This is a genomic window from Cyanobium sp. Copco_Reservoir_LC18, assembly GCF_009834675.1.
In the GTDB taxonomy this organism is placed as follows: domain Bacteria; phylum Cyanobacteriota; class Cyanobacteriia; order PCC-6307; family Cyanobiaceae; genus Cyanobium; species Cyanobium minutissimum.
This window is the reverse complement of the sequence record NZ_ASAC01000014.1, coordinates 170,728-184,725: the sequence shown is the minus strand read 5'-3', so window position 1 is coordinate 184,725 and position 13,998 is coordinate 170,728. Positions and strand designations below refer to the sequence as shown.

17 protein-coding genes are annotated in these 13,998 nt (G+C 69.8%); 14 read left to right on the top strand and 3 right to left on the bottom strand.

Annotated elements, in window-relative coordinates; all coding sequences use genetic code 11:
* Positions 1-47: 47 nt before the first annotated feature.
* The 13 genes from L107_RS08425 (at position 48) to L107_RS08365 (ending at position 8,858) form a co-directional block, all read left to right on the top strand.
* Positions 48-548 (top strand): MarR family winged helix-turn-helix transcriptional regulator, encoded by a 501-nt coding sequence (locus L107_RS08425; RefSeq protein WP_159817841.1) that lies wholly within the window; start codon positions 48-50, stop codon positions 546-548.
* A 30-nt stretch (positions 549-578) separates the two neighbouring features.
* Positions 579-1,127, top strand: a complete 549-nt coding sequence (locus tag L107_RS08420) for a GNAT family N-acetyltransferase (RefSeq protein ID WP_159817839.1) — start codon at positions 579-581, stop codon at positions 1,125-1,127.
* A gap of 21 nt (positions 1,128-1,148) precedes the next feature.
* Positions 1,149-1,739, top strand: a complete 591-nt coding sequence (locus L107_RS08415; protein WP_159817837.1) for a GrpB family protein — start codon at positions 1,149-1,151, stop codon at positions 1,737-1,739.
* Positions 1,740-1,897: 158 nt separating this feature from the next.
* Positions 1,898-2,872 (top strand): dihydrofolate reductase family protein, encoded by a 975-nt coding sequence (locus L107_RS16360; protein ID WP_201295840.1) that lies wholly within the window; start codon positions 1,898-1,900, stop codon positions 2,870-2,872.
* 77 nt (positions 2,873-2,949) lie between these two features.
* Complete coding sequence (locus L107_RS08405) at positions 2,950-4,512, top strand: DUF1254 domain-containing protein (protein WP_159817836.1); 1,563 nt, start codon at positions 2,950-2,952, stop codon at positions 4,510-4,512.
* A gap of 24 nt (positions 4,513-4,536) precedes the next feature.
* Positions 4,537-4,983 (top strand): hypothetical protein, encoded by a 447-nt coding sequence (locus tag L107_RS08400; protein WP_159817834.1) that lies wholly within the window; start codon positions 4,537-4,539, stop codon positions 4,981-4,983.
* On the top strand, positions 4,980-5,495 hold the full coding sequence (locus L107_RS08395; protein WP_159817832.1) for a hypothetical protein: 516 nt from the start codon (positions 4,980-4,982) through the stop codon (positions 5,493-5,495). The genes L107_RS08400 and L107_RS08395 overlap by 4 nt, the downstream gene beginning before the upstream one ends.
* On the top strand, positions 5,492-5,677 hold the full coding sequence (locus tag L107_RS08390) for a hypothetical protein (RefSeq protein ID WP_159817830.1): 186 nt from the start codon (positions 5,492-5,494) through the stop codon (positions 5,675-5,677). Before L107_RS08395 ends, L107_RS08390 begins: the two co-directional genes overlap by 4 nt.
* 227 nt (positions 5,678-5,904) lie before the next feature.
* Positions 5,905-6,537, top strand: a complete 633-nt coding sequence (locus L107_RS08385; protein WP_159817828.1) for a TetR/AcrR family transcriptional regulator — start codon at positions 5,905-5,907, stop codon at positions 6,535-6,537.
* A 16-nt stretch (positions 6,538-6,553) separates the two neighbouring features.
* On the top strand, positions 6,554-7,834 hold the full coding sequence (locus L107_RS08380; protein WP_159817826.1) for a reductive dehalogenase domain-containing protein: 1,281 nt from the start codon (positions 6,554-6,556) through the stop codon (positions 7,832-7,834).
* Positions 7,835-7,870: 36 nt separating this feature from the next.
* Positions 7,871-8,359: a GNAT family N-acetyltransferase gene (locus L107_RS08375; RefSeq protein ID WP_159817824.1), complete on the top strand. Its 489-nt coding sequence runs from the start codon at positions 7,871-7,873 to the stop codon at positions 8,357-8,359.
* The gene (locus L107_RS08370; RefSeq protein ID WP_159817822.1) at positions 8,356-8,679 is read left to right on the top strand and encodes a hypothetical protein; all 324 of its coding nucleotides are present in this window, start codon (positions 8,356-8,358) and stop codon (positions 8,677-8,679) included. Before L107_RS08375 ends, L107_RS08370 begins: the two co-directional genes overlap by 4 nt.
* A complete protein-coding gene (locus L107_RS08365) occupies positions 8,676-8,858 on the top strand; it encodes a DUF4177 domain-containing protein (RefSeq protein WP_159817820.1) in 183 nt (60 codons plus the stop codon). The genes L107_RS08370 and L107_RS08365 overlap by 4 nt, the downstream gene beginning before the upstream one ends.
* On the opposite strand, the gene L107_RS08360 is transcribed toward L107_RS08365, so the two are convergent.
* The 3 genes from L107_RS08360 to queG form a co-directional block, all read right to left on the bottom strand.
* On the bottom strand, positions 8,855-11,323 hold the full coding sequence (locus L107_RS08360; RefSeq protein WP_159817818.1) for a DNA topoisomerase (ATP-hydrolyzing) subunit A: 2,469 nt from the start codon (positions 11,321-11,323) through the stop codon (positions 8,855-8,857). The genes L107_RS08365 and L107_RS08360 overlap by 4 nt on opposite strands.
* Positions 11,324-11,386: 63 nt before the next feature.
* Positions 11,387-12,256, bottom strand: a complete 870-nt coding sequence (locus L107_RS08355; protein WP_236550581.1) for a tetratricopeptide repeat protein — start codon at positions 12,254-12,256, stop codon at positions 11,387-11,389.
* 69 nt (positions 12,257-12,325) lie between these two features.
* On the bottom strand, positions 12,326-13,297 hold the full coding sequence (gene queG, locus L107_RS08350; protein WP_159817814.1) for a tRNA epoxyqueuosine(34) reductase QueG: 972 nt from the start codon (positions 13,295-13,297) through the stop codon (positions 12,326-12,328).
* A 39-nt stretch (positions 13,298-13,336) separates the two neighbouring features.
* Here queG and L107_RS08345 point away from each other — a divergent pair, with 39 nt between their 5' ends.
* Positions 13,337-13,987: an HpsJ family protein gene (locus tag L107_RS08345; RefSeq protein WP_236550580.1), complete on the top strand. Its 651-nt coding sequence runs from the start codon at positions 13,337-13,339 to the stop codon at positions 13,985-13,987.
* Positions 13,988-13,998: the final 11 nt, after the last annotated feature.

Genomic DNA, 13,998 nt, shown 5'->3' with positions numbered 1-13,998 from the left:
TTCGAAGCTAAGGGTGAGTTGTCTTGACGTCAAGCTATCCTCGGGCCATGGCCTCCGACCGCATCGACCTGATCCAGGGCCAGTGGCAGCAGGCCTCCCCGGCCCTGGATGTCTCCGCCCTGGCTGTGGTGGGCCGGATCCTGCGCCTCGCCCGGCTGCTGGAGCGCCAGCGCGAAGCCCTGCTGGCCCCCCATGGGCTCAGCCTCTGGTCGTTCGATGTGCTGGCCACCCTCCGGCGCCAGCCCCCACCGCACCAGCTCACCCCCACCGAGCTCTACGGCGCTTTGATGCTGTCTTCCGGCGCCATGACCAACCGGATCGACCGCCTCGAGGCCGACGGCCTGGTGGAGAGGCACCGTGAAACCACCGACCGGCGCAGCGTCCTGGTGCGGCTCACGGCCAAGGGGGCCCAGCTGGTGGAGACGGTGCTGCCCCAGGTCCTGGGCAGCGAGCGGGAGCGGCTGGAGCAGTGCACCACCTCCGAGGAGCATGAGCTCCTGGCCGGGCTGCTGCGCCGCCAGCTCCTGGCCCTGGACGGCGGCGACTGAAGCCTCCCGCGTACCTCAGGCGCCACCGCCATGCCTTCCGCCCTTTCCTACAGGCCCCTGACGCCGGCCGACCGCCGACGCCTCCAGACCCTGTGCATCGCCTGCAGCGACTTCTTCGAGTGCATCGAAGGTCAGCCCGGTGGCCGCGAAACAGCGGCCGAGCTTCTCGGACCCCTCACGCCGGACGTGAGCAGCGGAGAGAAAAGCCTTGTTGGCGTGGAGATCGGCCGTGAACTGGTGGGGGTGGTGGAGCTGTTGGCTGGCTTTCCTGGGCCGCAGGAGTGGTACGTCGGTCTGCTCCTGCTTCATCCCGAGCGGCGCGGAGCCGGAGCCGGAACGGCCATCTGGGACCACCTGCGCCAACGGATGACCCGGGAGGGGGCCACCACCGTGCGACTCATCGTTCAACAACAGAATCCCCGGGCTCGTCGGTTCTGGGAGCGCCAGGGATTCGCCGTGGAGAGGGAGATGGTGGCCACAGCCGGCAAGCTGGAAAGCGCCGTCTGGCTGTTGCGTCGTGATCTTCAGGCGCCGGCCCCCCATGCCGTGGCAGCCCAGCAGGGCTCACCTTGCCGCTGAGCGAAAGCGTCTGACACGACTATGAAAATCAGGCTCGAACCCCCCAACCTGGCCTGGACGGAGGCCTTCGAACGGCACCGGGCATGCCTCCTGGAAGCCCTGCCGATACCAGGGCTGTCCATCGATCACATCGGCAGCACATCCCTCGCCGACATCAGCGCCAAGCCGATCATCGACATCCTTGTCGGCCTGGCGGACCTATCCCCACTGGATGCGGTCATCGATCCCCTGCTGGCCGCCGGCTACACCTATGTGGAAGCGTTCACGGGCGCCATGCCCTACAGGCGCTTCTTTGTCAGTCTCAGGGCCCTGTCGGCCAAGCCCCTGCCTTGCGTCATCGGACCAGCAGATTCGCTGGCCTTCGGCCGTGATTACGACTCCATCGCCAACATTCATGTGATGGAGCGCGGGACTGATCACTGGAGGCGACACATCGCCTTTCGCGACTACCTGCGGGCGCATGTGGAGGTGAGACTTGCGTATGAAAGCTTGAAACTCAAGATTGCGGAAATGGATTTCGAGGACCCACTTGACTACAACAGCTTCAAGGAGAGTTTCATCCGTGAGCATCAGGGAAAGGCGATGGCCTGGTTTCTGCAAAGAGGGCAGTAGATCTGGGTTGTAACTCAACGCTGTCGATCAGGACTCCGATGGCCTCTCGATCTTGCCTCCTGATGGGATAGCCTTTTCTGCTGTTTGACCCCTGCGCCAGTAGTTGGATGAAGGTCATCATTCTCGGCAACGCCGGGGCCGGCAAGAGCACCCTGGCCATGACGCTGATCGCCAGGCAGCCGGCCGCCCGGTTATCGCTGGATGAGGTCGCGTTCCAGGGCGGAACCGAACGGCGTCCCCTGCAGGAGAGTGTCGAGGACGTCAGGCGTTGGATCTCCGAGCACGACAGCTGGATCATCGAAGGCTGCTACGCGGACATCCTGGAGCCCGTCCTGGCCTGTGCGGATGAACTGATCTTTCTGAATCCCGGCGTCGAGGCCTGCCTGGCCCACTGCCGCTCCAGGCCCTGGGAGCCCGAGAAATTCAGCTCCCGCCAGGAGCAGGATGCGAATCTCGACAACCTCCTGCAGTGGGTGGGCTCCTACGACACCCGCTCCGACGAGTACGGACTCGCCAGGCACCGGGCGTTGTATGACTCCTTTGAGGGGAAGAAGCGGGAGTTCTGCCATCCTGAAGCGTATGCATCCACCCGGTGCTCCGTCTTCATCGCCACCAGTCTCGATGGCTGCATCGCCCGCAGTGACGGCTCCATCGACTGGCTGGAGCGCGCCAACGCCGCCGTACCCGCCGGTGAAGACTGCGGCTATGCCGACTTCATCCAGACGGTCGATGCGATCGTCATGGGACGGGCCACCTTCGACAAGGTCCTGAGCTTTCCCGAATGGCCCTACGGCAGCCTGCCGGTGTATGTGCTCAGCACCAGCTTGCGAAGCCGTCCTGCCGGAGTGCCGGACTCCGTCCAGGTGCTTTCGGCCACGCCCCACGAGGTGGTGGAACGGGCCGCTGCAGCGGGCCACCACCATCTCTACATCGATGGCGGGCGCACCATCCAGGGTTTCCTGAAGGCTGGGCTGATCACTGAGCTGACGATCACGCTCATCCCGATCCTTCTCGGCTCAGGAATCAAGCTGTTTGGTGATCGGCCAGCCGACACGAATCTGCGTCTGTTGTCATCGACAGCGTATCCGTTCGGATTCGTTCAGTGTCACTATGCGGTGTGCCGAGAACCCTGAGAGCCTGACGTGGACATTGACCGGCTTAACCGCGATTTCTAGCCTGACCAGGAAGGCCTGACACCGCGTCTCCCAGGATGAATCAGCTGCACCATCAGCCGCAACGCCAGCTGTACAAACCGCTGCTGTGGCAGGAGTGCCGCTGGCTGGGGGCCGCCGTTGCGGCGACGATCGCCGTCGCTCCGGGGGCCGTCTTCGCCCAGCCCCCGACCTACGCCCCCGAGGTGCCGGCGAAGATCACCACGCCGGACAGCGTCAGGACCCGCATCGGCACCCTGCGCTTCAAGGACGGCGCGCCCGATCCGGAGACGGTGCGGCTCGCCTACGACCAGATCGATTTCAGCCGCGGCATCGATGCCTTCGTACGGGGCATGTCGGCCACGTCGGTGTTCGCCATCTGCAACGGCCTGGAGCAGGCGGGTGTGAAGGCGAACAGCGGCATCGGCATCACCGAGCAGCTGATGGATGCCCGCTCGCTGTTCCTGACGCCCAACACCACCACCGTCTACGTCCTCCAGTGCCTCAACCTCAGGGACGGGCCGATGGTCGTGCGGGTGCCGCCACGGGCGCTGGGGCCGGTCGATGACGCCGACTTCCGCTGGGTGACGGACGTGGGGGTGACCGGGCCCGACAAGGGCGCCGGCGGGGCCTATCTCTTCGTGCCCCCGGGCTTCACCGGCGCGCTGCCCGCCACGGGCTTCCACGTGGCCCGGCCGCGCACCAACCGGGTGGTGATCTTCTATCGCGTCTTCGTCGAGAAGGGCGACCTCGCGGCGGCGACGGCCACTGTCCGCTCCAACGCGGCGGTGTTCCCGTTGTCGCAGGCGGCGGCGCCCCCGCCGACCACGTTCGTCAATCTCTCCGGCCGGAAGTTCAACACGGTCAGTGCCAACGACTTCAGCTTCTACGAGGAGCTCAACGCCGCGGTGCAGAACGAGCCGGCCGACTGGGTGGACCCCGACACGGTGGGTCTCTACGCCGCGATCGGCATCCGCAAGGGCCAGCCGTTCGCGCCGGATGCGCGCCTCAGGCAGACCCTCACCGAGGCCGTCGCGGTGGGCAATGCCTATGCCCGCTCCAATGCCTTCGCCTCGCGGGATCCCCGCACCCGGATCTTCAAGGACCGGCAGTGGCTCACCCCGTTCGTGGGGGGCAGCTACCAGTTCCTCTCGGGATCGGAGCGGCTGCTGGAGGCCAGGGCGATGTTCTTCTACCTCGCCACCGGCATCACGCCGGCCATGAGCGAGGCCAGGCCCGGCACCGGTTCGGCCTACGCCCTCACCTTCCGCGATGGGGCCGGCGCCTTCCTCGATGGCGGGCGCACCTACAAGGTGACCCTGCCCGGGCCCATTCCCGCCAAGGATTTCTGGGCCTTCACCGTCTACGACAACCAGACCCGCTCCCTGCTGCCCACCGATCAGAGGTCGGCCGGGGTCGACAGCAACGCCACCGGACTGCAGCGCAACGCCGATGGCGGCGCCACGATCTGGTTCGGGCCCAAGGCCCCGGCGGGCAAGGCCGCCAACTGGGTGCAGACGATGCCGGGCCGGGGCTACAACCTCATCCTGCGGCTCTACGGGCCGCTGGAGCCCTGGTTCGACCAGACCTGGCAACCGGGCGACCTGGAACCCCAGACCTGATCCATTCCGCGGGGCCCGAAGCCGATGACGACCGTTGACTTCGGGTTCCTGCTCACGGGCTACGGCCTTCTGAGCCTGGTCCTGTTTCTGGCGACGTCGTTCACCACCCTCGGCTGGATCATCCACGGCTTCATCCTGATCCCGCTCTATGGGCTGGTGGTGCTGATCTGGTGGCTGGTGGCCGCGCAGATCCCCGCCCGAACGGTGCGGCTGCGCCGCGGCCTCTGGGCCGTCGTGCTGGTGCTGCAGCTGGCCACGATCCTGGCCTCTCCCGGCAACTGCTACGCCTGGAAACAGGGCAACCGCTGCTACTCCAATCTTCAGGTGCTGATGGGACGGGCCCCGGCCGGCGGATCGAGCCGAGCCCCCCATTGGTCGCTGGTGGAGAACAACTTCCACACCATGGCCCTGGCCTACGGCGCCTCCCTGGTGCTCGCCGTGTCCTGCACCTCCGTGAGCAGCGAGCCATGAGCGCGTCACCGCCCCGGCGACCCCCCAGCGTCTGGGTGACGCAGGTGCTGCTGCTGCTCGCCTTCCTCAACATGGCCGTCGCCCTGCTGCTGGGCCTCGTCCGCTGTCTGCCGGCGGCTCCGGCCAGCCGCTGCCCCACACCGGTGAGCCTGGCCGACCTGCTGGTGTCCCTGGCCTTTCTGGGACTGCAGCGGCGCCGGCGCCTCGGCCGGGGGCTGGCGGTGATCCTGCTCGCCGGCGGCGCGCTCGTGGGCGTCATCGACAGCCCGCTGCCCAGGGCGCTCCGGGTGATCGTGCTCTCCCTTCTTCCAGGGGGAGGCCCTCTGCCGGATCCGCGCGCTCCCTGCCCCCACCCCTTCGGCCCGCTCACCGACCTCTGCGGCCACACCGGCCTTCCCGATCTGGGCTGGCCGGTCCTCGCGGACCTGTTTCCCTCCCTGGCCCTGGGCTTCCTGGCCTTCCGGCTGCTCCGCAGCGCCGCGGCCCGACGCTTCTTCCATCCCGCGCCATGATCCGCCGCCGCAGCCGTCGCCATCGGCCCGGGACGGCCGTTCCGCTGCTGCTCTTCGCCTCCCTCGCCGCCGCGGCCGCGGCCTGTTTCGCCAGCCCGACGCCGGCCGCCTGCCAGGAGGCCCTGGTGAGGGGCGATGCCCTGGTGGTGGCCGGGCGCGACCGCGCTTCACCGACCTGCTGATCCGCTTCCCGGACGCGTCCCGCCTGCGCAATGAGGCCCGCATCGCCCTGCGCTACCTGCGCGTCGATTGCCGGGGGCCCTGAGGACCTGTGCCGGCCTCCCTCGGGACACCGTCACCGGCACCTGTCAGCGGACCTCGTGAACGGCACGCGTCAGATGGGTACGGTACGGTACTGTTCTCTTCGGATGGGTTGGTGGACTGTCCCTGTTCCCCCCACCTCGCGCCGATGGCCCCCGACGCCCCACCCCGAGACCGCCTCCTCTCGGCCGCCCGGGAGCTGTTCTTTCAGCACGGTTTCGCAGCGGTGTCGACCGATGCCCTCGCCCGGGCGGCGGCCGTATCCAAGGCCACGCTCTACAAGCATTTCCCCAGCATGGAGGCCGTGCTCCGGGCCGTTGTCGAGCGTGAGGTGGATGGGTTCGAGCGGGGCGTCCCCATCACCGTGGGCACCGCGGCAGCGTTCCGAGCCGCCCTGGTGCGGTTCGGCACCAACCTGCTCGACTTTCTCAACCAGCCCGACATCATCCGCTTCGCCCAGCTGATGTTCGAGGAGGCGCGCGGCAACGCGGGCCTGGCCGGCGACTTCTACCACTCCGCCTACGGGCGCACCCAGAACGACCTGGCCCAGCTGATCCAGCAGGGCCTCGACCGCGGCGACCTGCGCTCCAGCCTCCCGGCCGCGGTGCTGGCCGAGCAGCTGCTGGGCCTCTGGGAGGGCTTCGGCTTCATCCGTGCCCTGCTCGGCCTGACGGCGCAACCGTTCCCCGACCCCGGGGCCTGGAGCGAGGCCTGCGTGGGCACCTTTCTGGCGGGCCAGGGTTCCGCCCTGCCGCCGGGCGACCACCCCACCCCTTCCTGAGCTGACCCCGAGCGCCATGGCCATGCACAAGTTCGTTCCACCCACAGGTCCCGGGGACGTCCTCGCCGATCGCTGGCGATTGCTGATCCATGGCGCCGGCCTGCAGGCTTTCACCATCGCGGTGGCGATCGCCACCCACACCGTGTTTCCCCTGCTGCGCTGGATGCAGCAGCGCCGGATTCTCAGCGGCGGGGTGATCTGGCTGGAGGACATGCCGGGGCCACCCCAGAGCCAGCGCTTCGACCATCTGGCCTTCGTGCCGGCCGACATCACCCCCAACCCCGGTCCGGTCCGCAAACGGGCGCGGTTCATGAAGGTGGAGTATCCCGCCACCGCCTATCCCTTCGCCTATCGCCAGCCACCCATCTCCGGGAACGCCATCAATGGCCTGGGGGAGGAGCGCCCCCGCCGGCCCGACCACGTGTTCTTCGGTGATTCCTACAAGCGGGCCTGGGGAAAGCTCGACTGGTACTTCCAGGTGATGGAGCCCACCGCCATTCATCGGCTGATCGTGCGGATGTTCTGGCAGGACCGGGCCCGGGTCGGACCTGTGGCACCCAGCGTCACCACCCTGGGCACTCCGGAAGAGGCCTCCGCCCACATCAAGGCCCTGGCCACCCGGATCGGTGCCGGATTGGTGGGCATCACCCGCCTGCGGCCTGAGTTCTGCTATCACGACTCCAATCCCGACTTCACCTACGCCATTGCGGTCGCCGTGCCGATGGATCGGGAGGAGATGCTGCATACCCCCAGTGAGCGGTCCAATCAACAGATCATGCGGACCTACCTGGACGTGAACCGGGTGGCGATCCGGCTGGCCCACGCCATCCGTGCCCTGGGCTATCCGGCCCAGGCGTCCACCAATCTGGCGCCGGGCTCCAGCACGGAGGTGCTGCATGTGCCCATCGCCATCGCGGCCGGCCTCGGCCAGCTGGGCAAGCACGGCTCGATGATCACGCCCGAATTCGGCTCGAATGTCCGTCTGGCCACCGTGCTCACGGATCTGCCCCTGGCCGTCGATCAGCCGAGGGACATCGGTGTGGACGACCTCTGCGCCCACTGCCGCATCTGTGAAACCAACTGCCCCCCGCACGCGCTGTTTCCGGAGAAGCAGCTGGTGCGTGGCCAGCGGCGCTGGTATGTGAATTTCGACAAGTGCGCTCCCTATTTCGCCGAAACCCGCGGCTGCGGCATCTGCATCGAGGTCTGCCCCTGGAGCACACCCGGCAGGGGCCAGGAGCTGATGCGCACCCTGCTCGAACGTCGGCAGGGGGACGGCGGAGCCGCCCGGACCTGACGTGTGCCACGTTGGCCGGTGTTGTGGCGAGGTGGTGTGAACGAACCGCTCCTGACGGTGCGCCGGGCGACGGCCACGGACCTGCCGGTGCTGGCCCGCTACGGCGTCGCCCTCGCACGGCTGCATGTCGGTTTTGATGGCGAACGTTTCGCCGTGCCGCCGGGTGGCGAGGGCGCCTATGCGGCGTTCTTCCAGGCGGAGCTCCAGCGTCCGGAGGTGGTGCTGCTGATCGCCGAGGTCGGTACCCGACCGGTGGGCTACGCCTTCGTGCGGATGGAGCCGATGAGCCTGGTGGAGCTGCGCAGTGCCGGAGCCTGGCTGCACGACCTCTACGTGGATCCCGAGGCCAGGAGCGGCGGGATCGGCCGCCGGCTGCTCGCGGCGGCCAAGGAGGCCGCCATCGCCCTGGGCTCCGGCAGCCTGATGCTCAGTGCGTCGTCGCGGAATGCCGCCGCCCGGCAGCTGTTCGAGCGCGCCGGACTGCGCCCCACCATGGTGGAGATGCGCATCGAACTGGAGGGGTGAAACAGGAGCTGCCCCTTGAGGACGACGCCGCGATCGAACGGCTGGTCCGCGAGTTCGAGGCCCTGACGCTTCCCCGTGCCCACTGGACGCACCGCGCCCATCTGGCGGTGGGCGTTCACTACGTTCGCCATCGGGGCCTGGCTGGAGCCCTGCAGCGGATGCGGGAGCGCATCCAGGCCTACAACCTGGCCTGCGGCGACCCGGACGGTTACAGCGAGACGATCACCGCCACCTGGCTCTTCAGCATCGCCGCCGACATCAGCCGCGACGACCCGAGGGTCACCATGGCCGAACAGGTCGCTCGGCTGGCTTCTCGATGAACACCTACACCTTCCTGCGGGTCCCGGTGGCCTACGCCGCCGGCCAGATCGATCCGTCCCCGTACGAGCACGCCATCCATGACCAGGCCGCCCGTGGCTGGGAACTGGTTCAGATCTTCGTGGAGAACTCCGCCGCCATGGCCAGCGAGCACGTGCTGATCTTCCGGCGGCCGGCCTAGGGCCCCCCGAGCAGCGGCACCAGTTCCCGCACCGCATCGCCGGCCTTCAGCTCCAGCGCCACGCCGGAACCGCCGCAGTCCTCCGCTGGCAGCTGGTCGGCGCCCAGCCGCAGGCTGCGGCCCTCGCCGCCCTCCAGGGTCACGCCGATCACGCCGGCCTCGCCCGCCTGCAGGTCCACCAGGGCGTCGTCGCGCTCCAGGAAGCGCAGGCCGATCTGGCCCATGGCGCCCCGCTGGCAGGGCCGCAGGCTGTCGAGCTGCAGCCGCTTCACCTGGCCGCGGCGGCTGGCCAGCAGCACGTTGCCGCCCGCCGCCGCCCGCGCCGCCCCCACCACCCGTTCGCCGGGCAGCAGCCGCAGCAGCATCGGCCCCTGGGCGGTGCGGCCCAGCACCGGCAGGTTGGTGTCGTTGATCGCCAGCCGCAGCATCCGTCCGGTGCTGGTGGCCACCACCAGATCCTCCCCCTCCCGACAGGGCACCACCCGCTGCAGGGCCACCCCCTCCTTCAGCTTCAGCACCGTGGCGGGACGGCCCGAGAGCTCCAGGAAGTCCTCGATCGGCAGCCGCTTGAAGCGCCCATCGGTGCTCAGCAGCCCGATGCTTCCCGCCGGCGGCTGGGGCAGCGGCAGCACCTGCACCACCGTCTCCCCGTGCAGGCTGTCGGGCAGGAAGCGCTCCAGCCTGCCGGGGTTCTGGCCGGCGAATTCCCAGCGCAGCAGGGCCACCCTGCCGCCGGCGCTGAAGGCCAGCAAGGCCGGCTGCCCGGCCACCGGCAGGATCAGGCGCGCCGGCGGTGGCAGCTCCCCCAGCTCGGCCGCCTGATCCAGGTGCAGCCGGCCCAGCATCTGGGGCGTCACGATCCGCACCGCCCCGTCGGTCTGGATCAGCAGGCGGCCGTCGCCGGCCAGGGCCTCGAAGGCCTGCTGCCGCTGCAGTTCGGTGTTGGGCCGCACCGCCGCCGCCCGCTGGGCCACCAGGGCGTCGCCCCCCTCCACCAGCCGGGTGCGGCGGGGGGTGGCATAGCGCTTCTTCAGCCCCTTGAGCTCGCTGACCATCGTGTCCAGCAGGGCGGTGCGGTCGTCGAGCAGGTGCCGCAGCCGGGTGCGCTCCTGCTCCAGGTCGGCCGCCTCCTTGCGCAGCCCCTCCTGCTCCAGGCCCGTGAGCCGCCGCAGCGGCATCGCCAGCACCGCATCGGCCTGGCGCTCGCTCAGGTCCAGGTGCACCTGCAGGCTGGCCCGGGCCGTGGCGGCATCCCGCGCCTCGCTGATCATCTCGATCACGCGTTTGAGGTCGTCGAGGGCCCGGATCAGCCCCTGCACCACCTCGAGACGGTCTTCGCAGCGCTTGAGGGCGTGGTTGGTGCGCCGGATGATCGTCAGCTCCCGGTACTCCAGGAACTGCTGCAGCATCTGGCGCAGGTTCAGCTGCTGGGGCTGGCCGTTCACCAGCGTCAGCAGGATGGCGCCGAAGTTGCTCTGCAGGGCCGTGCGGCGCTGCAGTTCCTCCAGCACCTTCTGGGGTTCGGCGTCGCGCCGCAGCTCGATCACCACCCGCATCCCCTCGCGGTCGCTCTCGTCGCGGATGTCGGCGATGCCGCCGATCTTGCCGTCGTTCACCTGCTCGGCCAGTTTCTCGATCCAGCCCGCCTTGCTCAGCTGGTACGGCAGTTCCGTCACCACCACGGCGCCGCGGCGGTGGCGCCCCTTGCCGGGCTGCACCTCCTCGATGTGGGCCACGCCCCGCATCGGGATGCTGCCCCGGCCGGTGGCATAGGTGTCGCGCACACCGCTGCCCAGCAGCACCTCGCCGCCGGTGGGGAAATCCGGGCCCGGCACCATCGCCAGCAGCTTCTCCTCCGGCAGGTCGGGTTTGCGGATCAGGGCGATCAGGGCCTCCACCACCTCGCCGAGGTTGTGGGGCGGGATGCTGGTGGCCATGCCCACGGCGATGCCGGTACAGCCGTTGAGCAGCAGGAAGGGCAGCTGGGCCGGCAGCACCGTCGGCTCCTGCTGGGAGCCGTCGAAGTTGGGGGCGAAATCGACCGTGTCGCTGCCGATCTCATCGAGCATCGCCTCGTTGGCGATCGGCGCCAGCCGGGTTTCCGTGTACCGCATCGCGGCCGGCGGGTCGTCGTCCACCGAGCCGAAGTTGCCGTGGCCGTCCAGCAGCGGATGGCGGCTGGCGAAGGTCTGCACCAGCCGCACCAGGGCGTCGTAGACGGCCTGGTCGCCGTGGGGGTGGTACTTGCCGAGCACGTCGCCCACCACGCGGGCGCACTTGCGGTAGGGCCGGTCGGGGGTCAGCCCCAGCTCGTGCATCGCGTAGAGGATGCGCCGCTGCACCGGCTTGAGCCCGTCGCGCACGTCCGGCAGGGCCCGCCCCACGATCACGCTCATCGCGTACTCGAGGGACGAGCGCTGCATTTCCTGATGCAGGGCGATCGGTTGGACGCGCTCGTCCGGCATCCGGTCCTTTGGGGCAGCGGCTCAGGGCGCTCAGCCTACAGATGGCGCCCGGGCCCCCCGGGCTCAGGACTCGTCGCCGCTGCCGCCGTCACCGTCGGTGGCATTGGCCAGGGCCCGCTCCACCGCCGCCTTCAGCTCCGGCAGGGCCAGCAGCTGGGCGGTCACCGCCCGCAGCTTCGGCCCCCACAGCTGCTCCTTCTGGAATTTCTCCTTCACGTAGTTGGGTTCCTCCGCCAGGGCGGTCTCGGCCAGCTTCAGGGCCTGGGCCCGCTCCGCCGGTCCCCGCTCGAACAGGGCCGCCGCCAGGGCCAGGGACGTCTCGGCGATGTCCGGCTTGATCTTCAGCACCCGCTGCCAGCGGCCGATGGCGTCGTTGACCCGGCCGGTCTCGTACAGCACCAGCCCCTGGTTGTTGATCGCCTCCCAGAAGTCCTTGCGCAGGCCCGCGGCCCGCTCGAACGACCCCAGGGCCTCCTGGCTGTTGCCCAGCAGGATCTGGGCATTGCCCAGATCGAAGTACGCACCCGCGTTCCTGCTGTCCAGCTCCAGCCCCCGCCGCAGCAGGCCGATGGCGTCCTGGGGCTTGCCGTCCCGCAGCGCCAGCGAACCCTCGGCGAACCAGATGCCGGCGTTGTTGGGATCCAGCTCCTTGGCCCGGGCCAGGGCCACCTTGGCCTTCTCCATCTGGTTGCTGCGCAGCTCCGCCTCCGCCAGCAGCACCCAGCCGCGGGGGTCCTGGGGCAGCAGCCGCACCGTCAGTTCCGCCAGCCGGGCCGCGTCCTCCGCCTGGCCGAGGCGCAGCAGCCGTGCCGCCGCCTGGGCGATGCCCAGCCCCGCCCCCTCCAGCTCCTTCTCCTGCGGCAGGTACACGAACGGCACCAGGGCCCGCGCCGGCAGGGCGTAGCCCACCAGGGGGGTGGCTGTCAGCGGCATGGCCAGGCAGAGGGAGGAGAACAGTCGCCAGAACCGCCGGCCCACGGAATCACCCCGAATCGCCCCAGCCTAGGGAGCCGTCCCCCGTTGTCCCCAGCCGGCCGCCAGCGCCGCCCGGATGTTGCGCCGCCACATGGCCGGCCGGATCCGCCGCAGGGCCGAGGCCCGCAGCCGCTCGTCCCAGTCGCCGTCGCTCCAGCCCAGGGCCTCCGCGCCGCGCAGATCCAGCAGCCACGGGCGCGGCTGCACGTCGGCGTCGGTGGCGACGGGCAGGGGCCGCCGGTTCCAGGGGCAGACCTCCTGGCAGATGTCGCAGCCGGCCACCCAGCCCTCCAGCCGCCCCGCGATCGCCGCCGGCAGCGCCTCCTGGCGGTTCTCGATCGTGTGGTACGCGAGGCAGCGGCGGGCATCGACCACGAACGGCTCGTCGAGGGCGCCGGTGGGGCAGGCGTCGATGCAGGCGGTGCAGGCGCCGCACAGGGGCTCGGCCGGGCGGTCGGGGGGCAGGTCGAGGCTGGTCAGCAGGTGGCCCAGCAGCATCCAGGAGCCCCGACGGCGATGGATCAGGTTGCCGTTCTTGCCGATCCAGCCCAGGCCCGCCTCCTCCGCCCAGGCCTTGTCGAGCAGGGGGGCGCTGTCCACGCAGGCCCGCCAGGTGGTGCCCGGCGCCGCCTGCTCCAGCCAGCGCCCCAGCTGCCGCAGGCGGCCGTCGATCACCCGGTGGTAATCGCGCCCCCAGCCGTAGCGGGCCACCCGCAGGCTGCCCGGCGCCCGTTCCCGGGCCACGTGGTAGTTCCAGCCCACCGCCAGCACGCTGCGCACCCCCGGCAGCAGGGCCTCGATCCGGCGGCGGCGGGGATCCTCCATCCAGCCCATCCCCGCCTGGTGGCCCGCCGCCAGCCACCGCTCCAGGGCGGCCGTGCGCAGGGGCAGCCGCGGGCCACCCGGCACCGCCGCCAGCCCCACCGGGGCGAAGCCGAGCCCTTCGGCCCGGGCCCGCAGTGCCGCCGCCAGTGCGCTAAGGGTGCCGGGATCGGTCAAGGGCTGCCGGTAGAGTCCCACGAATCCGACCTCCCCTGTGTGGCAGCCAGTTCCTCCTCCCGCTTCAGTCCCCTGCTGCGCTGGATGGGCCTCACCCTGGTGGTGCTGCTCGTCCTGCAGCTGGTCGCCGTGCTCACCCTCTGGGACTGGCAGGAGGAGGCCTTCCGCCAGCTGGTGGTGGAGCGACTGATCGGCCAGGCCCCGATGGGTCTGATCGGCCTGCTGCTCATGTACCTCTCCTCCCGTCTGGAAGACCCGTCGGAGGAGCGCACCCCCGTCCTCTGGACCGTCTGCATCATCAGCGGTCTGCTGGCCGTGCTGCTGACCGCCTCGCTGCCGATCAGCTTCGGCGGTGACCAGCAGATGCAGCAGCAGGCCGACCAGCAGCTCGCCGCCAAGCGCGGCCAGCTGGAGATGGCCCGGCAGCAGAGCAAGGATCCCGCCCTGCTCCAGCAGCTGATCAAGCAGGCCGAGGCCACCGGCCAGGTGCCCCCGGGCGCCACCGAGGAGCAGAAGACCCAGTCGGCCCGGGCGTTCGTCGATCGCCAGCTCGACCAGCTCGAGACCCAGTTCAAGCAGACCGAGCAGACCAGCAAGGTCACCCTCAGCCAGCGCCGCTACGGCGGATCCCTCGGCGCGGTGGTGCTGATCATCGCCTTCACGATCCTTTGCCTCGGCAGTGTCCTGTAAGACCCCCGTGG